This is a genomic window from Pseudomonas kuykendallii, from assembly GCF_900106975.1.
Taxonomy (GTDB): domain Bacteria; phylum Pseudomonadota; class Gammaproteobacteria; order Pseudomonadales; family Pseudomonadaceae; genus Pseudomonas_O; species Pseudomonas_O kuykendallii.
Map to the genome: position 1 here is coordinate 526,601 of NZ_FNNU01000001.1, position 20,223 is coordinate 546,823.

The 20,223-nt window shown below is 66.2% G+C and carries 24 protein-coding genes; 13 read left to right on the plus strand and 11 right to left on the minus strand.

The window, feature by feature from the left end; genetic code table 11:
• Positions 1-5: 5 nt before the first annotated feature.
• The 4 genes from BLV15_RS02360 to BLV15_RS02375 all read right to left on the minus strand — a co-directional run bounded on the left by BLV15_RS02360 (position 6) and on the right by BLV15_RS02375 (position 3,670).
• The gene (locus BLV15_RS02360) at positions 6-773 is read right to left on the minus strand and encodes a uroporphyrinogen-III synthase (RefSeq protein WP_090224292.1); all 768 of its coding nucleotides are present in this window, start codon (positions 771-773) and stop codon (positions 6-8) included.
• Entirely contained in the window at positions 770-1,708 is a 939-nt protein-coding gene (hemC, locus tag BLV15_RS02365; protein WP_090224294.1) for a hydroxymethylbilane synthase, read from the minus strand. The genes BLV15_RS02360 and hemC overlap by 4 nt, the downstream gene beginning before the upstream one ends.
• A gap of 139 nt (positions 1,709-1,847) precedes the next feature.
• The gene (locus BLV15_RS02370; protein WP_090224296.1) at positions 1,848-2,591 is read right to left on the minus strand and encodes a LytR/AlgR family response regulator transcription factor; all 744 of its coding nucleotides are present in this window, start codon (positions 2,589-2,591) and stop codon (positions 1,848-1,850) included.
• Positions 2,588-3,670: a sensor histidine kinase gene (locus BLV15_RS02375; RefSeq protein ID WP_090224298.1), complete on the minus strand. Its 1,083-nt coding sequence runs from the start codon at positions 3,668-3,670 to the stop codon at positions 2,588-2,590. Before BLV15_RS02375 ends, BLV15_RS02370 begins: the two co-directional genes overlap by 4 nt.
• A 150-nt stretch (positions 3,671-3,820) precedes the next feature.
• Between BLV15_RS02375 and argH the strand changes: the two genes are divergently transcribed.
• Together argH and BLV15_RS02385 are read left to right on the plus strand one after the other, a co-directional pair.
• Positions 3,821-5,215 carry an argininosuccinate lyase gene (gene argH / locus BLV15_RS02380; RefSeq protein WP_090224299.1) on the plus strand — a complete coding sequence of 465 codons (1,395 nt, stop codon included), beginning with the start codon at positions 3,821-3,823 and terminating at the stop codon, positions 5,213-5,215.
• Between the two features lie 94 nt (positions 5,216-5,309).
• Positions 5,310-5,732 (plus strand): hypothetical protein, encoded by a 423-nt coding sequence (locus BLV15_RS02385; protein WP_090224300.1) that lies wholly within the window; start codon positions 5,310-5,312, stop codon positions 5,730-5,732.
• A gap of 7 nt (positions 5,733-5,739) precedes the next feature.
• Here the strand turns inward: BLV15_RS02385 and BLV15_RS02390 are convergent, their stop codons facing one another.
• Positions 5,740-6,714 (minus strand): magnesium transporter CorA family protein, encoded by a 975-nt coding sequence (locus BLV15_RS02390; protein WP_090224302.1) that lies wholly within the window; start codon positions 6,712-6,714, stop codon positions 5,740-5,742.
• A 132-nt stretch (positions 6,715-6,846) separates the two neighbouring features.
• Here BLV15_RS02390 and BLV15_RS02395 point away from each other — a divergent pair, with 132 nt between their 5' ends.
• The 4 genes from BLV15_RS02395 to BLV15_RS02410 all read left to right on the plus strand — a co-directional run bounded on the left by BLV15_RS02395 (position 6,847) and on the right by BLV15_RS02410 (position 11,224).
• On the plus strand, positions 6,847-7,113 hold the full coding sequence (locus tag BLV15_RS02395; RefSeq protein WP_090224304.1) for a hypothetical protein: 267 nt from the start codon (positions 6,847-6,849) through the stop codon (positions 7,111-7,113).
• 57 nt (positions 7,114-7,170) lie between these two features.
• On the plus strand, positions 7,171-7,917 hold the full coding sequence (locus BLV15_RS02400; protein WP_090225178.1) for a substrate-binding periplasmic protein: 747 nt from the start codon (positions 7,171-7,173) through the stop codon (positions 7,915-7,917).
• Between the two features lie 59 nt (positions 7,918-7,976).
• Positions 7,977-8,225, plus strand: coding sequence for a TIGR02647 family protein (locus tag BLV15_RS02405; protein ID WP_090224306.1), 249 nt, complete (start codon positions 7,977-7,979; stop codon positions 8,223-8,225).
• A gap of 131 nt (positions 8,226-8,356) precedes the next feature.
• Positions 8,357-11,224, plus strand: coding sequence for a class I adenylate cyclase (locus tag BLV15_RS02410; protein WP_090224307.1), 2,868 nt, complete (start codon positions 8,357-8,359; stop codon positions 11,222-11,224).
• 18 nt (positions 11,225-11,242) lie between these two features.
• Here the strand turns inward: BLV15_RS02410 and BLV15_RS02415 are convergent, their stop codons facing one another.
• Both BLV15_RS02415 and cyaY read right to left on the minus strand, forming a co-directional pair.
• Positions 11,243-11,407 carry a DUF1289 domain-containing protein gene (locus BLV15_RS02415; protein ID WP_090224309.1) on the minus strand — a complete coding sequence of 55 codons (165 nt, stop codon included), beginning with the start codon at positions 11,405-11,407 and terminating at the stop codon, positions 11,243-11,245.
• Positions 11,408-11,429: 22 nt separating this feature from the next.
• The gene (gene cyaY, locus BLV15_RS02420; RefSeq protein WP_090224311.1) at positions 11,430-11,762 is read right to left on the minus strand and encodes an iron donor protein CyaY; all 333 of its coding nucleotides are present in this window, start codon (positions 11,760-11,762) and stop codon (positions 11,430-11,432) included.
• A 247-nt stretch (positions 11,763-12,009) separates the two neighbouring features.
• Between cyaY and lptM the strand changes: the two genes are divergently transcribed.
• The 6 genes from lptM to BLV15_RS02450 all read left to right on the plus strand — a co-directional run bounded on the left by lptM (position 12,010) and on the right by BLV15_RS02450 (position 16,794).
• Positions 12,010-12,144, plus strand: coding sequence for an LPS translocon maturation chaperone LptM (lptM, locus tag BLV15_RS02425; protein WP_090224313.1), 135 nt, complete (start codon positions 12,010-12,012; stop codon positions 12,142-12,144).
• Positions 12,145-12,347: 203 nt separating this feature from the next.
• A complete protein-coding gene (gene lysA / locus BLV15_RS02430; protein WP_090224315.1) occupies positions 12,348-13,595 on the plus strand; it encodes a diaminopimelate decarboxylase in 1,248 nt (415 codons plus the stop codon).
• A gap of 10 nt (positions 13,596-13,605) precedes the next feature.
• Positions 13,606-14,436, plus strand: coding sequence for a diaminopimelate epimerase (gene dapF, locus BLV15_RS02435; RefSeq protein WP_090224316.1), 831 nt, complete (start codon positions 13,606-13,608; stop codon positions 14,434-14,436).
• Positions 14,437-14,449: 13 nt separating this feature from the next.
• A complete protein-coding gene (locus tag BLV15_RS02440) occupies positions 14,450-15,148 on the plus strand; it encodes a DUF484 family protein (protein WP_090224318.1) in 699 nt (232 codons plus the stop codon).
• A 51-nt stretch (positions 15,149-15,199) separates the two neighbouring features.
• Entirely contained in the window at positions 15,200-16,096 is an 897-nt protein-coding gene (gene xerC, locus BLV15_RS02445; RefSeq protein ID WP_090224320.1) for a tyrosine recombinase XerC, read from the plus strand.
• Entirely contained in the window at positions 16,093-16,794 is a 702-nt protein-coding gene (locus tag BLV15_RS02450; protein ID WP_090224322.1) for an HAD family hydrolase, read from the plus strand. The genes xerC and BLV15_RS02450 overlap by 4 nt, the downstream gene beginning before the upstream one ends.
• Positions 16,795-16,855: 61 nt before the next feature.
• Here the strand turns inward: BLV15_RS02450 and sutA are convergent, their stop codons facing one another.
• The 4 genes from sutA to glnK all read right to left on the minus strand — a co-directional run bounded on the left by sutA (position 16,856) and on the right by glnK (position 19,541).
• Entirely contained in the window at positions 16,856-17,173 is a 318-nt protein-coding gene (gene sutA, locus BLV15_RS02455; protein ID WP_090224324.1) for a transcriptional regulator SutA, read from the minus strand.
• Positions 17,174-17,241: 68 nt separating this feature from the next.
• Positions 17,242-17,667, minus strand: coding sequence for a secondary thiamine-phosphate synthase enzyme YjbQ (locus tag BLV15_RS02460; protein ID WP_090224326.1), 426 nt, complete (start codon positions 17,665-17,667; stop codon positions 17,242-17,244).
• 188 nt (positions 17,668-17,855) lie between these two features.
• A complete protein-coding gene (locus BLV15_RS02465; RefSeq protein ID WP_090224327.1) occupies positions 17,856-19,172 on the minus strand; it encodes an ammonium transporter in 1,317 nt (438 codons plus the stop codon).
• Between the two features lie 30 nt (positions 19,173-19,202).
• The gene (gene glnK, locus BLV15_RS02470; protein WP_003457590.1) at positions 19,203-19,541 is read right to left on the minus strand and encodes a P-II family nitrogen regulator; all 339 of its coding nucleotides are present in this window, start codon (positions 19,539-19,541) and stop codon (positions 19,203-19,205) included.
• A 404-nt stretch (positions 19,542-19,945) separates the two neighbouring features.
• On the opposite strand from glnK, the gene BLV15_RS02475 reads away from it, so the two are divergent.
• The gene (locus tag BLV15_RS02475) at positions 19,946-20,218 is read left to right on the plus strand and encodes an accessory factor UbiK family protein (protein ID WP_090224329.1); all 273 of its coding nucleotides are present in this window, start codon (positions 19,946-19,948) and stop codon (positions 20,216-20,218) included.
• The last annotated feature ends 5 nt before the right edge of the window (positions 20,219-20,223 follow it).

The following is a 20,223-nucleotide window of genomic DNA, read 5'->3' on the forward strand; positions in this document are numbered from 1 at the left end:
TTGCATCAGGGGGCGGGCCGGTCCTCCAGCGCCGCCAGCAACGCCGCGACCTGGGCACCGCGACAATCCACAACGATTCGGGCACCGGCCTCGCGGGCCAGCTCGGCGACCCGCGGGCTCGGTACGAACAAGGGTAACTCGGCCAGCAGCGGCCAGGCCTGCTCCGCCAGCAGGCGCAGATGTTCCAAACCCTGCCCACTGCTGACCACCAGGCCGTTCAAGCGTTCCGATCTGACCCGCTCGGGCAGGGCGCCCGCAGGGTATTCCGGCAGGGCGCGGCGATAAAGAGGAAGGTAGTCGACATGCGCGCCGCGTTCACGCAACCGCTCGGCGAGCAGTTCGCGGCCACCCTCCCCGCGCAGGATCAGAATCCGCGGCTCGGCCTGCGCCAGCACCTCGGCCAGCTGCGGCATGGCGAGCAGGGCCTCGCTGTTATCGCCCGTGTGCGGCCAGCAGGCGTCGAGCCCGTGGTCGCGCAGCAACGCTCCGGTGGCGGCGCCGACGCTGAACCAGCGCAGACTTTCCGGCACCGCTGTCCCGTGGCTCGCCAGCCGTGCGAGGCCGATGCGCGCGGCGGGTTTGCTGATCACGATCACCGCGTGATAGCGGTTCAGGTCACGCAGCAGGCGCTGCTGTTCGGCGCTTTCTTCCAGCGCCTGGATCTCCAGCAGGGGCATGCAGCTGGCATGCACGCCATGCTCGGCGAGCTGCGCGGCGCTGCTGGCACAGTCCTCGGCCGGGCGGGTGAGCAGCAGGCGCCAGCCGGATTTCACGGCTGCCCGGCCTCGCCATAGACCTCGGCGAGAATGTCCTGCGCGCCCTGCGCCAGCAGTGCCTCGGCGATCCGCACGCCGAGCGCTTCGGCGTCGCCCGCCGGCGCGCGGCCTTCGGCGCGCAGCAGCAGGCCGCCATCTGGCTGGCCGACCAGGCCGCGCAGCCACAGCTGCTCGCCTTCCAGCTCGGCGTAGCAGGCGATCGGCACCTGGCAGCCGCCATTGAGGTGTTTGTTCATCGCCCGCTCGGCGTTGACCCGCACGGCGGTCGGCGCGTGGTTCAGCGGCGCCAGCAGCGCGTGCAGGTCGAGGTCGGCGGTACGACATTCGATACCTACGGCGCCCTGGCCACCGGCGGGAAGGCTGTCCTCGACACTGATGCGGGCGCGGATGCGCGACTCGAAACCAAGACGGATCAGCCCGGCGGCGGCGAGGATGATGGCGTCGTATTCGCCGGCATCCAGCTTGGCCAGACGCGTGTTCACGTTGCCGCGCAGGAAGTGGATGGTCAGGTCCGGCCGCCGCGCCAGCAGTTGCGCCTGCCGGCGCAGGCTGGAGGTGCCAACGATGCTGCCGGCCGGCAGCGACTCGAGACTGTCGTAGGTGTTGGAGACGAAGGCGTCACGCGGGTCTTCGCGTTCACAGATGCAGAACAGGCCGAGCCCGGTGGGGAAATCCATCGGCACGTCCTTCATCGAATGCACCGCGATGTCCGCTTCGTCCTCCAGCAGCGCGGTTTCCAGCTCCTTGACGAACAGCCCCTTGCCGCCGATTTTCGCCAGCGGGGCGTCGAGCAGCTTGTCGCCGCGGCTGACCATCGGGACCAGGCTGACGGTCAGGCCGGGGTGGGCGGCTTCCAGGCTTTCCTTTACGAATTCGGCCTGCCAAAGGGCCAGGGCGCTCTTGCGGGTGGCGATGCGGATTTCGCGGGACATCGGGGCAATTCCAGAGAATGAACTGCGCCGAATGATAACAGGCCGCGACCGACGCAATCGCTGACCCGGCTCAGGGCCGGGCGCGCGTCGGACTGCGGCGTGTCGGGTGGCCCCGCTGAACGGGGCCGAAGCGCGGAAGCTAGAGGTGGTTCATCAACTTGCGCACACCGGCGACATGGCGCCGGCTAACGGTCAGCGCATCGCCGTTGAGACCCTTCAGGTGCAACTGGAAATGCCCGAGGGGCGTGCGTTGCAGGCGCTCGATGCGTTCGCGGGCGACCAGCGCATTGCGGTGGATGCGCACGAAGCGATCGCCGAACTCGTCTTCCAGCGCCTTGAGCGGCTCGTCCAGCAGCACCTCGCCGCCCTCGTGGCGCAGGGTCACGTACTTGTGGTCGGCGATGAAGAACACCACCTGATCCAGCGGAATCAGTTCGATGCCCTTGCGGGTGCGCGCGCTGATATGGCTGCGCGGGCCGCTGTGCTCGACCGAGGGCCGGGTAAGCGCGGCGAGCTGCACACGGTTCGGTCGTTCGGCCTTTTTCAGTGCATCGGCGAGGGCCTCGGCGCGTACCGGTTTGACCAGGTAACCCACCGCGCTTACCTCGAAGGCGTCGATGGCGAATTCATCGTGTGCGGTGCAGAAGATCACCGCCGGCGGCGCATCGCTTTCGCATAGCTTGGCAGCCACTTGCAGGCCATCCAGGCCGGGCATGCGGATGTCGAGCAGGACCACGTCGGGCCGCAGGCTTTCGATCAGGGCGAGCGCCTCTTCGCCGTTGCTGGCCGAGGGCTCCAATACACGATAACCATCAAGTTCGCCCACCAGTCGGCTAAGGCGCTCACGAGCGAGAGGTTCGTCGTCGACAATCAGGACATTCATATTGCTCTGGCTTCCTGCGTGAGTCTTGCACAAGGATAGCGTAGACAGGTGAAGTGCCGCCCATCACGGCGCTCCACGCTGAGACTCGCTCTTGGCCCGAAAAGTGCCGTGATGCGCGCCTCAATGTTCACCAGCGCCTGTCGTGTTCCCCTGGACGGTTTCGCTTCGGCGATTTCTTCATAAGGGTTGCTCACCCGCAACGTGAATACTCCCGCCTCGTACTCCGCCTCGATACAGACAAGGCCGCCTTCGATGCGTGGCTGGATACCGTAGACCAGTGCGTTTTCCAGCAGCGGCTGCAAGGTCAGCTGCGGAATCGGCAGATCGTCCGGCACCCCCTCCACCTGCCACTCAAGGTGTAGACGCTCGCCAAGTCGATATTGTTCGATCGACAAATAGCGTTTCGCCAATTCGAGTTCGTCCTTCCACGACACCAGCGTTCCGGGTTTGGCCAGACTGGCGCGAAACAGGTCGGAAAGATCGAGCACCGCCTGCTCGGCCTTGTACGGATCGATCGCCACCAGGCTGGCGATGCTGTTCAGGCTGTTGAACAGGAAATGCGGGCGGATGCGCGCCTGCAGCGACTCGATGCGCGCGCGCAGCTCGGCCTGCTCCTGGCGGCGCCACTGGCTCTGCAGATAGAAGTAGCGCAGCAGCAGCGCGGACATGATCAGCCCGATCAGGCCGTGGCGCAGGTAGAGATTGACCTCGCCGCTGCGCGGCAGCGGACCGCCGAGGCTGAAATGATCGGCGAACGCGGTGCAGGTCAGGGTCAGCGCGACCACGATCGCGCAGCACACCGCGCCGGCCAGCGCCGCACGCAGACGCGCCAGCAGCGGGCGCAGGCGGCAGAGCACGGCGGCGGAGAGCAGCACGATCCATTGCACGAACAGCGAACTCAGCGCCAGGCGCACCCAGTTGAAGCCCGGCAGCATCGGTTCGGCGAGCACCAGCACCAGCACCAGCAGCTCGGCGAGCAGGATCAGCGCCAGCAGCGCCTCGGGCTCGCACAGCTCGGGCACGAAGAAGTCATCGATGGGCGCCGTGGTGCGGGCGCGGTTCAGCCAGTCGACTCGCATCCCGGCAGGTCTCCCCCTCTGATAATCGGCACAGGCTACAGGCAAAGCCTGCCGCCCACAGCAGCGCCTGAAGCCGGTGGCGGCTTTTGCTATCATCGCCGCACGTTTCAGGCCGCTGCCGCGGCCCCGCGCCTAGCCGAGAGAATGTCCATGAGTGCCGAAAAAACCAACCAGTCCTGGGGCGGCCGCTTCAGCGAACCCGTCGACGCCTTCGTCGCGCGCTTCACCGCCTCCGTCGAGTTCGACAAGCGCCTCTACCGGCACGACATCATGGGCTCCATCGCCCACGCCACCATGCTCGCCGAGGCGGGCGTACTGACCGCCGGCGAGCGCGACGCGATCGAGAACGGCCTGAAGGAAATCCAGGCGGAGATCGAGGCCGGCACCTTCGAGTGGCGCGTCGACCTGGAAGACGTCCACATGAACATCGAAGCGCGCCTGACCGACCGCATCGGCATCACCGGCAAGAAGCTGCACACCGGCCGCTCGCGCAACGACCAGGTCGCCACCGACATCCGCCTCTGGCTGCGCGACGAGATCGACCTGATCCTGGCCGAGATCACCCGCCTGCAACAGGGGCTGCTGGAACAGGCCGAGCGCGAAGCCGAAACCATCATGCCCGGCTTCACCCACCTGCAAACCGCTCAGCCGGTGACCTTCGGCCACCATTTGCTGGCCTGGTTCGAGATGCTGTCGCGCGACTACGAGCGCCTGGTCGACTGCCGCAAGCGTACCAACCGCATGCCGCTCGGCTCGGCCGCGCTGGCCGGCACCACCTACCCGATCCGGCGCGAAACCACCTGCCGCCTGCTCGGCTTCGAGGCGGTCGGCGGCAACTCGCTGGACGGCGTGTCCGACCGTGACTTCGCCATCGAATTCTGCGCCGCCGCCTCGCTGGCGATGATGCACCTGTCGCGCTTCTCCGAAGAGCTGGTGCTCTGGACCAGCGCGCAGTTCCAGTTCATCGACCTGCCCGACCGCTTCTGCACCGGCTCCTCGATCATGCCGCAGAAGAAGAACCCGGACGTCCCCGAGCTGGTGCGCGGCAAGACCGGCCGCGTGTTCGGCGCGCTGATGGGCCTGCTGACCCTGATGAAAGGCCAGCCGCTGGCCTACAACAAGGACAACCAGGAAGACAAGGAACCGCTGTTCGACGCCGCCGACACCCTGCGCGATTCGCTGCGCGCCTTCGCCGACATGATCCCGGCGATCAAGCCGAAGACCGCCATCATGCGCGAGGCGGCGCTGCGCGGTTTCTCCACCGCCACCGACCTGGCCGACTACCTGGTGCGCAAGGGCCTGCCGTTCCGCGACTGCCACGAGATCGTCGGCCATGCGGTGAAGTACGGCGTCGAGTCCGGCAAGGACCTGGCGGAGATGAGCCTCGACGAATTGCGCCAGTTCAGCGACCAGATCGAGCAGGACGTGTTCGCCGTGCTGACCCTGGAAGGCTCGGTCAACGCCCGCGACCATATTGGCGGGACCGCGCCGGCGCAGGTCCGCGCCGCCGTGCTGCGTGGCAAGCAACTGCTCGCCACACGATGAGCCGCCGCCCCGGGCCGCATTCGCGGCCCGCATCGCCCTCAAGCCGGGCGTTCGCTGGCCGATAGCCTGGCAAACCTCTTCAGGGAAGGCGGTAATGACCAGCATCAGCCAGAACCTCGCCGCGCATACGCGTATCGCCAGCACTGCCAACGGCGCCGTCGCCAACAGCGACGCCGCGACCAGCGGCAAGCTGTCGATCGGCAAGCCCAACCAGGCGACCGCCGCCAAGGCCAGCGGCTCGAGCGGCGACAGTTCCAACAGCACGGTGGACAAGCTCAAGGAAATGATCGCCAAGCTTCAGGAGCAGCTCAAGGAGGCCCAGAAGCGCCTGGACCAGGCGAGCCGCGACGCCAGCGCGAACCCCGATTCCGAAGCCAGTCAGGCGGCGTTGCAGGCGGCCCAGACCGAGGTCGCCTCGCTGAACAGCTCGCTGACCCAGGCCTACGCGATGCTGATGAAGGCGATCAAGGAAGCCGGCGGCAGCGCCACGGGCAACGCGGTGAGTGCCAGCGCCTGAGCGATGCTCACAGCCAACCCTTGTACTTGAACAGGGCATAGGAAAGCAGCGCCGAGCCGACCATCATGCCCAGCGCCATCGGGTAGCCCAGCGTCCAGTCCAGCTCCGGCATCACCTTGAAGTTCATCCCGTACACGGTGCCGACCAGCGTCGGCGGGAGGAACAGCACGGCGGCGATGGAAAACACCTTGATGATGCTGTTCTGCTCGATGTTGATCAGCCCGAGGGTGACGTCGAGCAGGAAGACGATCTCGCCGGACATCTTGGTCTGGTAGTCGTTGAGCGAGCGCACGTCGCGCTCGCTGGACTTGAGCCAGGTCCGCGCCGCCTCGCTGAGCCAGCCATTGCCAGCCTGGCGCACGTAGGTGATCTGCCGGCCGATGCTCAGGAGACTTTCGTTGAGCTTGGCCAGCAGCGAGTTGTAGCGCCCCAGATCCTTGATCACCCGCTGCAGGTCGGCCTTTTCCTGGGCGCGCTCGCGGGTCTCGCTGAAGATGTGCTGCGACAGGCTGTTGAGCTGCGCCTGGAGCTCCTCGAGCACGTCGGCGATGCGGTCGACCATGCTGTCCAGCAGCGAGGCGAACAGCATGTCGCTGTTCTGGTGGCAGTCGGCCTGGCGCGCGGCCTTGTTGACGAAGGTGCGGAATGCGGTCATCTCGCTGTAGCGCACGGTCACCAGCCAGCGCTCGGACAGCACGAAGGACGACTCCTCCGAACGCGGGTGTTTCTCGGTGATGCCGGTGACCACGCTGGTGGTCATGTAGAGCGCGCCGTTCTCCTCATAGAAGCGCGAGGAATCCTCGATCTCGGCCATTTCCTCGCGCGTCGGCACCCCCATGCCGAGGGCCTTTTCCACCAACTTCTCCTCGGCCGGCGTCGGGTTCAGCAGGTCGATCCACAGCGCCTCCGCGGGCAGCTCGCCGAGGTCGTCGGGATGACAGGCGCGCAGGCCCTCGCTGCTGGGCAGGTAGTAGGTGATCATGCGGGGAACACTCCAGGTTCTTCATCGGCTCGACGCCAGCAATAGAGCGGCATCGCGGGCGATTCGTTCTCGCGCGTCTGCCGCGCAGGCCGCGCGCATGGCAGACTGGCGCCTCATTCACGGGAAAACAGCATGAACGAAAACGACGACGAAGCATTCGCCGAAGCGCGGCTGATCGAAGCCATCGAGAACCAGCTCGAAGCCGGCGAGCCGGCGGCGGCACAGGCGACCTTCAACAAGCTGACCCTGGTCGGCTACGAGCGCGAAGACATTCTCGCGTTGATGGCCCAGGTCCTGGCCCAGGAAATCCGCACGATGCTGCGCGACGACCGTGGTTTCGACATGGACTGGTACGAGCAGGCCCTGCGCGCGCTCCCGGAGCTGCCGGAGGACGACTGAACACGGCTGGCTGGACTCTTGCTTGCCTTCCGTCGACTCATTGCCGGCCGTTCGTTCATGCTCGTACCGCGTTTGCTGTTGTTGTTTGCCGCTGCACTCCTTGGTGCGCAAGCGCTGGCCGAACACTACGTGGTCGGCGCCGAAGACGATTGGTACCCCTACACCGCCCTGCGCGACGACAAGATAACCGGCATGTCGGCGGACATCGTCCGGGCCGCTTTCGAGGCGGTCGGCGCGGATGTCGAACTGGTCGCCTATCCCTACTCGCGCTGCATGCAGCTGGCCCGCCAGGGCACCATCGCCGGCTGTTTCAACACCGCACCGGACCGGCGCATCGCCGCCGAGTTCCAGCTGTCCCAGCCCCTCTTCAGTGCCGAACTGATGCTCTGGGCGCGCCGCGACCAGGCGGAGGCCCTGGACGACCTCGGGCAACTGGCAGGAAAGAAGGTGGCGATGGTGATCGGCTACGAATACGGGCCGCTCATCGATCAGCACCCGACCCTGAAGCGGGTGCCGGTGCGCCGCGATCTCAACGGTTTTCTGATGCTGCAGCGCGGTCGCGTCGACTACTGCGTGGCCTATAGAGGCACCAGCGAAGCGCTGTTTCGCGAGACGCCGGCCCTGCAGGACCAGTTCGTGGCGGTCGCCAGCGTCCTGCGCCCGCAGCTGAGCCTGTCGTTTTCCCGCCGTTACCCGGGAGCCGACGAACTGCGGCAGCGTTTCGACGAGGGCCTGCAGCGCATTCACGAAAACGGACGCTATGAGCGCATCCTGACTGCCTGGCGTCATGAAACATCCGACTGATCGCGGTCTACACTGCTGATGCCCGCCCAAAGTAGGCGGGCTCACACTCTGGAGTTGCCATGTCCTATACGCCCGAGCTGATCGCAGAACTCGAAATCCTCGCCCTGTTCAACCTGGCCAACACCCAGGAAGGACTGAAGATCCACCACACTGCCGCGCCTTCCGCCATTGCCGCCGTTCGCCGGCTGTACGACAAGGGCCTGGTCGATGCCGCCGATGGCGGCTACCTGACCAGCCTCGGCCTCGACGCCGCCGAGCATGCCCAATCGCTGCTGACCATCCTGGCCTTCGAACCCGAAACGGCCTGACGCCGGACCGCCCCGCTTCGCCGGCCTCTGCGCCGGCGTTTCCCCTCAAGAACGCCCCGAAACGCCCGATACACTGAGCATTCGGCGCACCTCCTGATAGGCTGGGCGCCCTCATTCGACGCGGACCCGCCATGTCGCGCAGCCACGAAATTCGCCCCGACATCGACGAGGGTATCGACCGCAAGGTGCTCAAGCAGCTTCGCGCGCGCTACCTGGCGGTCAATGACGGTCGCCTGCAGCGCGCCATGCAGATGCTTTCCACGCGCCAGCAACTGGTCCTGCGGCTGATGCCGCTGCTGTTCCACGTCAACCACCCGCTGCTTCCCGGCTACGTCTCCGGCACCACGCCCGCAGGCCTTTCGGGCTTTCAGCCGGACGACCAGATCCTCGCCGAAGCGCAGCGCCTGACCCGTTCCTTCGCCTACCGCGAGCGCACCGGCAACCCACTCGCCGGCAAGCCCCGGCAACCGATCCACGGTCTATTCCTGATGGGCAGCCTGGGCACCGTCGCGCAGGCCGATCAGAGCGACATGGATATCTGGGTCTGCCACGCGCCGGAGCTGAGCGCCGCCGAAGTCGCCGACCTGCAGCGCAAGTGCGATCAACTCGAAGCCTGGGCCACCACCCAGGGCACCGAGGCGCACTTCTTCCTCATCGACCCCTCGCGTTTCGCCAGCGGCGAGCGCGAAGGCAAGCTGACCTCGGATGACTGCGGCACCACCCAGCACTACCTGCTGCTGGACGAGTTCTACCGCACCGCGATCTGGCTCGGCGGACGCACGCCGGTGTGGTGGCTGGTGCCGGCGTACGAGGAGCAGCGCTATGCCGAGTACGTGCACACGCTACTGTCGAAGCGCTTCATCCGCGCCGAGGAGGTGCTCGACCTCGGTCACCTGGCACGGATTCCGCCCAGCGAATTCATCGGCGCCGGCATGTGGCAGCTGTTCAAGGGCATCGAGTCGCCCTACAAGTCGGTGCTCAAGCTGTTGCTCACCGAGGTCTACGCCAGCGAGCATCCGCAGGTCGAATGCCTGGCGCTGCGCTTCAAGCGCGCGGTGTTCGCCAACCAGCTGGACCTCGACGAACTCGACCCCTACATCGTCGTGCTGCGCCGACTGGAGGAGTACCTCGGCGAACGCGGCGAGCAGGAACGCCTGGAACTGGTGCGCCGGAGCCTCTACCTGAAGATCAACAAGAAGCTCAGCCGCCCCGCCCGCGGCCGGGCGAAGAGCTGGCAACGCCTGCTTCTGGAGCGCCTCGCCGACGAGTGGCAATGGCCGCCACGGCAACTGGCGATGCTCGACAGCCGCAGCCAGTGGAAAGTCCGCCAGGTCAGCGCCGAACGCCGCGCGCTGGTCAACGAGCTGACCTACAGCTACCGCTTCCTCTCGCAGTTCGCGCGCAACCTGCAGGTCGGCAGCTCGCTCAACAGCCGCGACCTCGGCGTGCTCGGCCGGCGCCTCTACGCCGCCTTCGAGCGAAAGGCCGGCAAGGTCGAGAACGTCAACCCGGGGATCGCCCCGGACCTCGCCGAGGATGCGCTGACCCTGGTGCACGCCTCGCTCGGCGAATACAACGGCGAAAGCCAGTGGGCGCTGTTCGGCGGCAACCTGAACGCCCAGGAATGGCAGGATTTCGCGCCGCTCAAGCGCGCCCGCGAGCTGATCGGCCTGCTCGCCTGGTGCCATCGCAACGGCGTCATCGACGCCAGCACGCGGCTCACCCTGCACGCCGGCAGCTCCGACCTCAGCGAGTTCGAACTGAACAACCTGCTGACCAGCCTGCGCCAGGTCTTCCCGCTGCCGCTGCCGACCGCCGGGGAGAGCGCCCTGCTGCGCGCCAGCGCGCCGAGCGAGGTGTTGCTGCTGGTGAACGTCGGCGTCGACCCGCTCAGGCAGCACAGCCAGCTCAACGTGCACCTGACCACCGAGCGCACCGACGCGCTGGGCTATGCCGGCGCGCGCGAGAACCTGGTGCTGACCCTCGACCAGGTCACCCTCAACAGCTGGAACGAGATGCTGGTCGCCCGCTTCGACGGCCCGTTCGCGCTGCTCGACTGCCTGCGCAGCGTCCTCGACAGCCTGCCCGCGGGCCGCGCGCGCCCGGACCTGCGGGTGCGCTGCTTCTGCCGCAACCGGGCGCCGGCGATCGCCCAGCGCGTGGAGGAGCTTTTCCAGGACGTACTCGGCCACCTCGACGGCGAACGCAACAGCCGCTACCTGGTGCAGGTCCAGCAGCAGTACCACCTCCTCGAACTGAATCCCGGCCAGGCCGTCAGTCACGCTGCCCTCGCCGACCTGCCGGCGCTGGTCGAGCACCTGGGCGCGGGGCTGGGCCATTTCAGCCCGCTGCACCTGGACCGCTACGCGCTGGAGGGCAGCGAGCTGGCGCTGATCCTGCCGCTGGGGCAGGCCGACTGCATCCAGGTGTTCTACCGCCTGGCCGGCGATTTCGCCGAGCTGAGCGTGCTCGACGAACGCAATGCGCTGTGGCGCCAGCAGTTGCCCTTCCGCGACGAACACAGCCTGCTCAACCCGCTGCAGCGCTTCCTGCAGTCGGTGCTCTACCGGCGCAACGCGTCGCAGCCGCTGGACGAGCTGCCGGCGCTGCCGCTGGATATCCGCTATTACGAAGTGCTGCCGGCGCCGCCCCTGCGCGCCCAGCGCCTGGAGCGCCGCGCCGCGCCGCAGAGTTCGGACAACCCGTTTTTCTACAACGTCCAGGCGATCGTCGAGCCGCTGGACAGCGTGCGCGAGAACGTCACCCTGTACTGCAATGACCGGGAATTTTCCGAACTGGAATACGGTGCCGACCTGTTCGCCGCCGTGGCGCGGCACATTGTCGAGCAGCGTCGCGAAAACGAGCGTTATCGCTGCTACCTGACCGATCTGGACCTCTCGCAGGTGGCCAGCGACGGCCAGCTGCAGACCATCGACTACCTGCGCTACAAGGCCAAGCTGGAAGAGGCGCTGAATGGGGCGTTGCTGGGAACGCCCTGAGCGCGAGGGAAGATAAGGCTAGGGTTGCCGGTTGCGCAGGCGGTCGGCGGCGGCATCGACGATCTGACGACGACGTGCGTCGTCAGACTCGCTCCACTGGAGGATTTCCTCAAGGCTGCGGCCGCAGCCCAGGCAGACGTCCAGCGCGTCGAGGCAGCAGCGCCGACAGCAGGGCGACGCCACCGACGCCGCGCCCGGCGTCGGCTCAGAGTTCCTCGAACTCAACGTCGCTGCCGGTCTGTTCGCGGGTCACCCGCGCCATCAGTTCGCCCAGCGGCTCCTCGCTGGTGTCGCAGATCCAGCGCGCGCTCTTCTCGTCGTAGTCGAAATGGAAACCGCCAGAACGTGCGGCGACCCACAGCTGGCGCAGCGGCTCCTGGCGGCTGAGGATCACCTGCGTGCCGTTCTCGAAACCGATCGTGAGGACCCCGGCGGAATTCTCCAGATCGACGTCCAGGTCGCTGTCGTCGAACACGTCCTCGATCTCCTGCTGGGCAGCGTCGATCAGGTCATGGTAGCGGGCTTCGCTCAGGCTCATCGGGTGAATCCTCGTCAATGGAACAGTCTTGTCGTAGCCAATCATCTCCCGGCACGCCAGTCGCGACGATGGCCGGGCGATGCCGTTGCCGCCCTTCGGCAGCCATCGCGAGGCCATTCGTCGGACCTCCGCCAATGCCCCGCGAGAACCGCCGTAAGCCGCGCCGGACGGGAGTCCTGCGCATAGGCAAGGCGCCGGGCGGCCGGTATACTCCGGCGCAATCACGCTTTTCACAAGGATTTTCGCCATGAAGCGCCTGCTGCTTCCCTTCCTCGCGCTGGTCGTGCTCAGCGCCACCCTCGCCGGCTGCGGCCAGAAAGGGCCGTTGTACCATCCGGACGACGAAAAGGCCGCCAACAGCAAAGATCGTTTCGAATTCTAAGAACCCGGTTCCCGGTCTGGCGAGCTAGCGCCGGACAGGCCTGAAGCGGCCCCGCAAGGCCCGAGACGGCGGAATCTGCGCATCGTAGATAAGCCCCGAAGGCCGCTTTCACGCCGCAGCAGATCGGGAACGGGTTCGACGAGGTCGCCCGCGGCCGCCGCACCGAGTGCCGGCGGAACGGGCGCTTCCACCGAGGAGGCATCATGGAATCCTTCAACTACCGCGACGGTTCGCTGTTCGCGGAGGGCGTGGCGCTGTCCGCCATCGCCGAACGTTTCGGCACGCCGACCTACGTCTACTCGCGCGCCCATATCGAGGCGCAGTACCGCGCCTACGCCGATGCGCTGGCCGGTGTTCCGCACCTGGTCTGCTTCGCGGTCAAGGCGAACTCGAACCTGGGCGTGCTCAACCTGCTGGCGCGCCTGGGCGCCGGCTTCGACATCGTCTCCAGTGGCGAACTCGAACGCGTGCTCGCCGCCGGCGGCGATGCCGGCAAGGTGATCTTTTCCGGCGTGGGCAAATCGCGCGACGACATGCGCCGCGCGCTGGAAGTCGGCGTGCACTGCTTCAACGTCGAATCCACCGACGAGCTGGAGCGCCTGCAGGAAGTCGCCGCCGAACAGGGCGTGAGCGCCGCCATCTCGCTGCGAGTGAACCCCGACGTCGACGCCGGCACCCATCCGTACATCTCCACCGGGCTCAAGGAAAACAAGTTCGGCATCGCCATCGCCGACGCCGAGGCGGTGTACGCGCGCGCCGCCAGCCTGCCGAACCTCAAGGTGCTCGGCGTGGACTGCCACATCGGCTCGCAGCTGACCAGCCTGCCGCCGTTCCTCGATGCCCTCGACCGCCTGCTGAGCCTGATCGACCGCCTCGCCGAGCGTGGCATCCAGATCCGCCACCTCGACCTCGGCGGCGGTCTCGGCGTGCGCTACAAGGACGAAACCCCGCCGCTGGCCAGCGACTACATCGCCGCGGTGCGCCAGCGCATCGCCGGCCGCGCGCTGACCCTGGTGTTCGAGCCGGGCCGCTCGATCGTCGCCAACGCCGGCGTGCTGCTGACCCAGGTCGAGTACCTGAAGCACACCGAGCACAAGGATTTCGCCATCGTCGATGCGGCGATGAACGACCTGATCCGCCCGGCGCTGTACCAGGCCTGGATGGACGTGGTACCGGTGCAGCAGCGTGACGGCGAGAAGCGCCGCTACGACCTGGTCGGCCCGATCTGTGAGACCGGCGACTTCCTCGCCAAGGACCGCGAACTGGCACTCGCCGAGGGCGACCTGCTGGCCGTGCGTTCGGCCGGGGCCTACGGTTTCGTGATGAGCTCCAATTACAACACCCGCGGCCGCGCCGCCGAGGTGCTGGTGGACGGCGAACAGGCCTACGAAGTGCGCCGTCGCGAAACCCTCGAAGAACTCTACGCAGGCGAAAGCCTGCTACCGGTCTGAGGGCCCGACCATGCTATTGCGCTTCACCAAGATGCACGGCCTGGGCAACGACTTCATGGTCCTCGACCTGGTCAGCCAGCACGCGCACATCCAGTCCAAACACGCACGCCAGTGGGGCGATCGGCACACCGGCGTCGGCTTCGACCAGTTGCTGATCGTCGAACCGCCCAGCAATCCGGACGTCGACTTCCGCTATCGCATCTTCAACGCCGACGGCACGGAAGTGGAGCAATGCGGCAACGGCGCGCGCTGCTTCGCACGCTTCGTCATCGACAAACGCCTGACCAGCAAGCGCGAGATTCGCGTCGAGACCAAGGGCGGCATCATCGAGTTGACCCTGCGCGCCGACGGCCAGATCAGCGTCGACATGGGCGCACCGCGCCTGCTGCCGAGCGAGATTCCGTTCCAGGCCGAAAGCCAGGCGCTGAGCTATCGGGTCGAGGTCGACGGCGAAAGCGTCGAGCTGGCCGCGGTGTCGATGGGCAATCCGCACGCCGTCCTGCGCGTCGACGACGTGCAGGCCGCTCCGGTGCGCACGCTGGGGCCGAAACTGGAACAGCATCCGCGCTTCCCGCAGCGGGTCAACGTCGGCTTCCTCCAGGTGCTCGACCGCAAACTGGCCCGCCTGCGCGTGTGGGAACGCGGCGTCGGCGAAACCCAGGCCTGCGGAACGGGCGCCTGCGCCGCCGCGGTTGCCGCGATCCAGCAGGGCTGGATGGATTCGCCGCTGCATCTGGACCTCACCGGCGGCCGCCTGGCCATCGAGTGGGCAGGCCCCGGTCACCCGGTTATCATGACCGGCCCTGCCGTACGCGTGTACGAAGGCCAGATCCGTCTATGAACAAGAGCCAGCGATGAGCGAGAAAAACCAAGAGCCGCCTGTACTCGACGCCGCCGCGGTCGCCGCCTACCTGCGCGAGCATCCGGAATTCTTCGTCGACTTCGAGGAGCTGATTCCGGAGCTGCGCATCCCGCATTCGCGGGGCGAGGCGGTGTCGCTGGTGGAGCGCCAGGTCAAGCTGCTGCGCGAGCGCAACATCGAGATGCGCCATCGCTTGTCGCAGCTGATGGATGTCGCCCGCGACAACGACCGGCTGTTCGACAAGACCCGCCGCCTGGTGCTCGACCTGCTCGACGCCGGCAGCCTGGAAGAAGTGGTCAGCGCCGTCGAAGACAGCCTGCGTCACGAGTTCCAGGTGCCCTTCGTCAGTCTGATCCTGTTCAGCGAAACGCCGCTGGGCGTTGGCCGCTCGGTGAGCGTCGCCGAAGCGCACCAGGCGGTCGGCGGCCTGCTTAGCGGCAGCAAGACCCTCTGCGGCGTGCTGCGCAGCCACGAGCTGGCCTTCCTCTTCGGCGACGAAGACCGCGAGAAGGTCGGTTCCGCCGCGGTGGTCGCGCTCAACCATCAGGGCCTGCACGGCCTGCTCGCGGTCGGCAGCCCCGATCCGCAGCACTACAAGAGCTCGCTGGGTACACTGTTCCTCAGCTACCTAGGCGAAGTGCTGTCTCGCGTGCTGCCGGGATTTTCGGCGCCGCTGCGCTCGGTGCGCTGAGTCGCCCGGCACGGCGCTCCGCTGGATGCGAACACGCCTGACCGGAGCCCCATGCAGAACGATCTCGACGCCTACCTGGAGCACCTACGCAGCGAACGCCAGGTCTCGCCACACACGCTGGAAGGCTATCGCCGCGATCTCGGCAAACTGCTCGCCTTCGCTGAAGAGGAGCAACTGGCCGACTGGCAGTCGCTGGATACGCGCCGCCTGCGTCGCCTGGTCGCCCAGCTGAACCAGCGCGGACAGTCGAGCCCGAGCCTGGCACGACTGCTCTCGGCGACGCGTGGGTTGTATCGCTACCTGATCCGCGAAGGTCGCTCCAACCACGATCCCGCCGCGGGCCTCAGCCCGCCGAAAGCGCAGAAGCGCCTGCCACGCACGCTGGACGCCGATCGCGCCCAACAGTTGCTGGATGGCGCGGTGGAGGACGACTTCCTCGCCCGCCGCGATCACGCCATGCTCGAGCTGTTCTACTCATCCGGACTGCGACTATCGGAGCTGGCCGGCCTCGACCTCGACGGCCTCGACCTGTCGGCCGGTCTGGTCCGCGTACACGGCAAGGGCAACAAGGTCCGCGAGCTGCCCGTCGGTCGCTACGCGCGCCAAGCGCTGGACACCTGGCTCGGCCTGCGCGCCCTGGCCAATCCGGCGGACCGCGCGGTATTCGTCAGCCGCCAGGGACAGCGCCTGGGCGCGCGCGCGATCCGCCAGCGCGTACATCTGGCCGGCGTGCGCGAACTGGGTCAGCACGTGCATCCGCACATGCTGCGCCACTCGTTCGCCAGCCACATGCTGGAGTCGTCGCAGGACCTGCGTGCGGTGCAGGAGCTGCTCGGCCACGCCGACATCGCGACCACGCAGATCTACACGCACCTGGACTTCCAGCACCTGTCGAAGGTCTACGACAGTGCCCACCCGCGGGCGAAGAGGCGCAGCGAACCCGAATGAGCATCCAACTGGTCACCTTCGATCTCGACGACACCCTGTGGGACAACCGCCCGGTGATCGTCGCTGCCGAGCGCAGCATGCGCGACTGGCTCAACCTCCACGCGCCGCGCCTGGGCGCGTTGCCGGTCGATCATCTGTGGGGCATCCGCTCGCGCCTGGTGGAAGCCGAACCCGGCCTCAGGTACCGCCTCAGCGAACTGCGCCGGCGCACACTCTTCCATGCGCTGGCGGAACTGGGCCACGGCGAAGGCGAGGCACGCGCACTCGCCGAGGGCGCGTTCCAGACCATGCTCGACGCCCGCCACCAGATCACCTTCTTTCCGGACACCCTCGCCACCCTGGAGCAACTCGCGGGACGCTATGCGCTGGCGGTGATCACCAACGGCAACGCCGACGTCCGTCGCCTGGGCCTGGCCGACTACTTCCGCTTCGCCCTCTGCGCCGAGGAACTCGGCGTCGGCAAGCCCGATCCGCATCCGTTCCAGGAAGCGCTGCGCCGCGCCGATGCGCAGGCCGAGCGTGCCGTGCATGTCGGCGACCATCCCGGCGACGACATTCTCGGTGCCCAGGCGGCGGGGATGCGCGCAGTCTGGTACAACCCGCTCGGCAACGCCTGGGAACAACCGGGCGCCCCGGATGCGCAGATTCGCAGCCTGACCGAGCTGCCGGCGCTGCTGGACGCCTGGAACCGCGACTGAGCCGAACGCCAGCCATGAAAAAGCCCGCGACATGGCGGGCTTTTTCATCGGCGGGACAGCCTCAGATGGGGCGGCTTCCGTACTTGCTGTCGGGCTTCTTGGGCGGATCGGCGACCACGTTGGGCTCTACTTCCTGCACCTTGCCACCGCGCGCGAGGAACTCTTCCATGGCTCTGGCCAGGGCGTCACGCTCCTTCTGCTTGGCTTCGACGCTGGGCAGCTCTTCGGGCTCGACGGCTGCCTTGGCCTTCTTGCCGGCCGGGGCAGGGGTCTCGCTCTCGCTGTCTTCGCTATCGACGTCTTCGGCAGCGGCGAGCTCCTCGCCTTCGTCCTCGTCGGTTCCTTCCAGTTCGTCCTGTTCCAGTTCTTCGTCGCTCATGTTCGACCTCACGCTCGCGATAAGCAGGTTGTTATGGTCCCGCCGCTACACTGCGCGACAGGAAAAAATCAGCAAACTTCGCCATGCAGGGTAGCGATCAACCGCCGTGCACCGCCCTGGTCGCGGTGCTCACCGAGGTAGACACCTTGCCAGGTCCCCAGCGCCAACTCACCCGACGCTATCGGCAGACTCAGCTGGCAGCCCAGCAGGCTCGCCTTGAAGTGCGCCGGCAGATCGTCGGGGCCTTCGTAATCGTGTTCATAGCCGTCGGCCCCCTGCGGCACTAAACGGTTGAAGAACCGCTCGAAGTCGCGACGCACCGCAGCGTCGGCATTCTCATTGACACTCAACGACGCCGACGTGTGCTGCAGCCACAGGTGTAACAGACCAACCCGATAACGGGACAGTTCCGGCAGAAAGCTCAGCACTTCGTCGGTTATCAGGTGGAAACCACGCGGACGCGCCCGCAAGGTGATCGATCGCTGCAGCCACATCTGGCGTTCTCCCCTTTTGGCGGGCGCATTCTAGCGCGACGCCGGAAAAAACAAAGGCCAGCCAGGGCCTCAATTTAGCCGGGGGTGGCGACTTTCGCCGCACGCTGCGATCTCTGTATAGCAAGGCGGAGGCCGTTTCGCAGGCAAAAAAAAAGCCCGGCGAACCGGGCTTTTCCTGGTGGAGCGTATTACAGGTTGTAGCCGCGCTCGTTGTGCTCGGCGAGGTCGAGGCCAACGGTCTCGGTCTCGTCGCTGACACGCAGGCCGATGACCAGATCGAGAACCTTGAGGATCACGAAGGTCACGATGCCGGTGTAGACAACGGTGAAGGCAACGCCTTTGAACTGGATGAACAGCTGAGCGGCGATGTCTTCCACGGTGCCGAAGCCACCCAGAGCCGGAGCGGCGAAGACGCCGGTCAGCAGAGCGCCGATGATGCCGCCGATGCCGTGCACGCCGAAGGCGTCCAGGGAGTCGTCGTAGCCCAGTTTGCGTTTCAGGCTGGTGGCGCAGAAGAAGCAGATCACGCCGGCGACCAGACCGATCACCAGGGCGCCCATCGGGCCGACAGTGCCGGCGGCCGGGGTGATGGCGACCAGACCGGCAACCACACCGGAAGCGATGCCCAGGGCGCTCGGCTTACCGTGGGTCAGCCACTCGGCGAACATCCAGCCCAGGGCAGCGGCGGCGGTAGCGATCTGGGTGACCAGCATGGCCATGCCCGCGGTGCCGTTGGCAGCTACAGCGGAGCCGGCGTTGAAGCCGAACCAGCCGATCCAGAGCATGGCGGCGCCGACCAGGGTGTAGCCCAGGTTGTGCGGAGCCATCGGAGTGGACGGGTAGCCTTTACGCTTGCCGAGCACGATGCAGGCAACCAGACCGGCGATACCGGCGTTGATGTGCACTACGGTGCCGCCCGCGAAGTCCAGCACGCCCCAGTCCCACAGCAGACCACCGTTGCCGCTCCACACCATGTGGGCGATCGGTGCGTACACCAGGGTGAACCACACGACCATGAAGATCAGCATGGCGGAGAACTTCATGCGCTCGGCGAAGGCGCCGACGATGAGGGCCGGGGTGATGATCGCGAAGGTCATCTGGAAGGTGATGAAAACGCTTTCCGGGAAGGCCGAGGTCAGGCTGTCGACGGTCAGGCCGCTGAGGAAGACGCGCGACAGGCCACCCACGAAGGAGTTGAAGTTGACGACGCCCTGCTCCATACCGGTGGTATCGAACGCCAGGCTATAGCCATAGACAACCCAGACGATGCTGATCAGGCCAGTGATGGCGAAGCACTGCATCATTACCGAGAGAATGTTTTTCGAACGCACCATGCCGCCGTAGAACAGCGCCAGGCCAGGGATGGTCATGAACAGCACGAGAGCCGTGGCAGTCAGCATCCAGGCGGTATCGCCAGAGTTCAGGGTAACTTCCTGAGCCATGGCCAAACCGGGGGTGAAAAGGGACAAAAGGGCTCCAAGCCCTGCGAACTGACGCAGAGTCATCTGTATATCTCCTGGGTCGGGGTCGGGGGCTTAAATCGCGTCTGTGCCGGTCTCGCCGGTACGGATACGGATAGCCTGTTCGAGGTTCACCACGAAAATCTTGCCGTCGCCGATCTTCCCGGTGTTGGCGGCCTTGGTGATGGCTTCGATGACGCGGTCCAGCTGATCGTCAGCGATGGCTACGTCGATCTTCACCTTGGGCAGAAAGTCGACGACGTATTCGGCGCCGCGATACAGCTCGGTGTGACCTTTCTGGCGACCGAAGCCTTTGACTTCAGTGACCGTGATGCCCTGCACGCCGATCTCCGACAGCGACTCGCGCACGTCGTCCAGCTTGAACGGTTTGATGATGGCAGTGACTAGCTTCATAACTATCTCCCGTGTAAATGACTTGCCCCAGGAACAGATGACCTGAACCAAGTCTATGCGCAGTGTCTGGCTTTGTAACGCGTCGCGGCCCTGGCTCGGCCGCGCCGACATCAACCTACCGTTCCCGACGAAGCATTCTCCCCCGCTTCGCCTAACGCACCGGAACTGCATCGGTGCACGCGTCACAGGCAGCTAAGCAGAAAGCTTGCCATCTACGGCGATAGACGGTTTTTGGGGGCTCGCGGGCAGATCGATCACCAATCGAGCCAGCCAAATCGTCAATGCGCACCAAAACGGAGCATACCCTACAGAGCGCATGCGCGATAAACGTGCGCTTATGCCTCAAGGCCGGGAATTTCCGGCGCCATGCTAGACTCCGCCGCCACTGTCACCGGAATTAGCCCATGTTGCCGCCCAAAGCCCTGCTCGATGCCCTCAGCACTCACGCTTCGCGACTGTTCAATGGCGAGCGCCCCGTTCAGCGCGAAGAATTCGAATCGCAGCTCAAGGCGTTGCTGCAAAGCACCTTCAGCAAGCTCGACCTGGTCAGCCGCGACGAATTCGACGGCCAGATGATCGTGCTCGCACGCACCCGCGCTCGCCTCGAAGCCCTGGAAAGCAAGGTTCTTGAACTCGAAGAACGCCTGGCGAAAGAGTCCCCTCCCGCCGTCGAGTGAATCGC

What these genes read in the sequence shown, in the direction of transcription:
- dapF (WP_090224316.1), top strand. Translation starts at nt 13,606, where the DNA reads ATGCTATTGCGCTTCACCAAGATGCACGGCCTGGGCAACGACTTCATG.
- BLV15_RS02465 (WP_090224327.1), bottom strand. Translation starts at nt 19,172, where the DNA reads ATGACTCTGCGTCAGTTCGCAGGGCTTGGAGCCCTTTTGTCCCTTTTC.
- glnK (WP_003457590.1), bottom strand. Translation starts at nt 19,541, where the DNA reads ATGAAGCTAGTCACTGCCATCATCAAACCGTTCAAGCTGGACGACGTG.
- BLV15_RS02460 (WP_090224326.1), bottom strand. Translation starts at nt 17,667, where the DNA reads ATGTGGCTGCAGCGATCGATCACCTTGCGGGCGCGTCCGCGTGGTTTC.
- BLV15_RS02405 (WP_090224306.1), top strand. Translation starts at nt 7,977, where the DNA reads ATGTCCTATACGCCCGAGCTGATCGCAGAACTCGAAATCCTCGCCCTG.
- BLV15_RS02395 (WP_090224304.1), top strand. Translation starts at nt 6,847, where the DNA reads ATGAACGAAAACGACGACGAAGCATTCGCCGAAGCGCGGCTGATCGAA.
- BLV15_RS02385 (WP_090224300.1), top strand. Translation starts at nt 5,310, where the DNA reads ATGACCAGCATCAGCCAGAACCTCGCCGCGCATACGCGTATCGCCAGC.
- hemC (WP_090224294.1), bottom strand. Translation starts at nt 1,708, where the DNA reads ATGTCCCGCGAAATCCGCATCGCCACCCGCAAGAGCGCCCTGGCCCTT.
- BLV15_RS02450 (WP_090224322.1), top strand. Translation starts at nt 16,093, where the DNA reads ATGAGCATCCAACTGGTCACCTTCGATCTCGACGACACCCTGTGGGAC.
- lysA (WP_090224315.1), top strand. Translation starts at nt 12,348, where the DNA reads ATGGAATCCTTCAACTACCGCGACGGTTCGCTGTTCGCGGAGGGCGTG.
- BLV15_RS02370 (WP_090224296.1), bottom strand. Translation starts at nt 2,591, where the DNA reads ATGAATGTCCTGATTGTCGACGACGAACCTCTCGCTCGTGAGCGCCTT.
- BLV15_RS02375 (WP_090224298.1), bottom strand. Translation starts at nt 3,670, where the DNA reads ATGCGAGTCGACTGGCTGAACCGCGCCCGCACCACGGCGCCCATCGAT.
- argH (WP_090224299.1), top strand. Translation starts at nt 3,821, where the DNA reads ATGAGTGCCGAAAAAACCAACCAGTCCTGGGGCGGCCGCTTCAGCGAA.
- BLV15_RS02440 (WP_090224318.1), top strand. Translation starts at nt 14,450, where the DNA reads ATGAGCGAGAAAAACCAAGAGCCGCCTGTACTCGACGCCGCCGCGGTC.
- xerC (WP_090224320.1), top strand. Translation starts at nt 15,200, where the DNA reads ATGCAGAACGATCTCGACGCCTACCTGGAGCACCTACGCAGCGAACGC.
- BLV15_RS02410 (WP_090224307.1), top strand. Translation starts at nt 8,357, where the DNA reads ATGTCGCGCAGCCACGAAATTCGCCCCGACATCGACGAGGGTATCGAC.
- BLV15_RS02390 (WP_090224302.1), bottom strand. Translation starts at nt 6,714, where the DNA reads ATGATCACCTACTACCTGCCCAGCAGCGAGGGCCTGCGCGCCTGTCAT.
- sutA (WP_090224324.1), bottom strand. Translation starts at nt 17,173, where the DNA reads ATGAGCGACGAAGAACTGGAACAGGACGAACTGGAAGGAACCGACGAG.
- cyaY (WP_090224311.1), bottom strand. Translation starts at nt 11,762, where the DNA reads ATGAGCCTGAGCGAAGCCCGCTACCATGACCTGATCGACGCTGCCCAG.
- BLV15_RS02400 (WP_090225178.1), top strand. Translation starts at nt 7,171, where the DNA reads ATGCTCGTACCGCGTTTGCTGTTGTTGTTTGCCGCTGCACTCCTTGGT.
- lptM (WP_090224313.1), top strand. Translation starts at nt 12,010, where the DNA reads ATGAAGCGCCTGCTGCTTCCCTTCCTCGCGCTGGTCGTGCTCAGCGCC.
- BLV15_RS02475 (WP_090224329.1), top strand. Translation starts at nt 19,946, where the DNA reads ATGTTGCCGCCCAAAGCCCTGCTCGATGCCCTCAGCACTCACGCTTCG.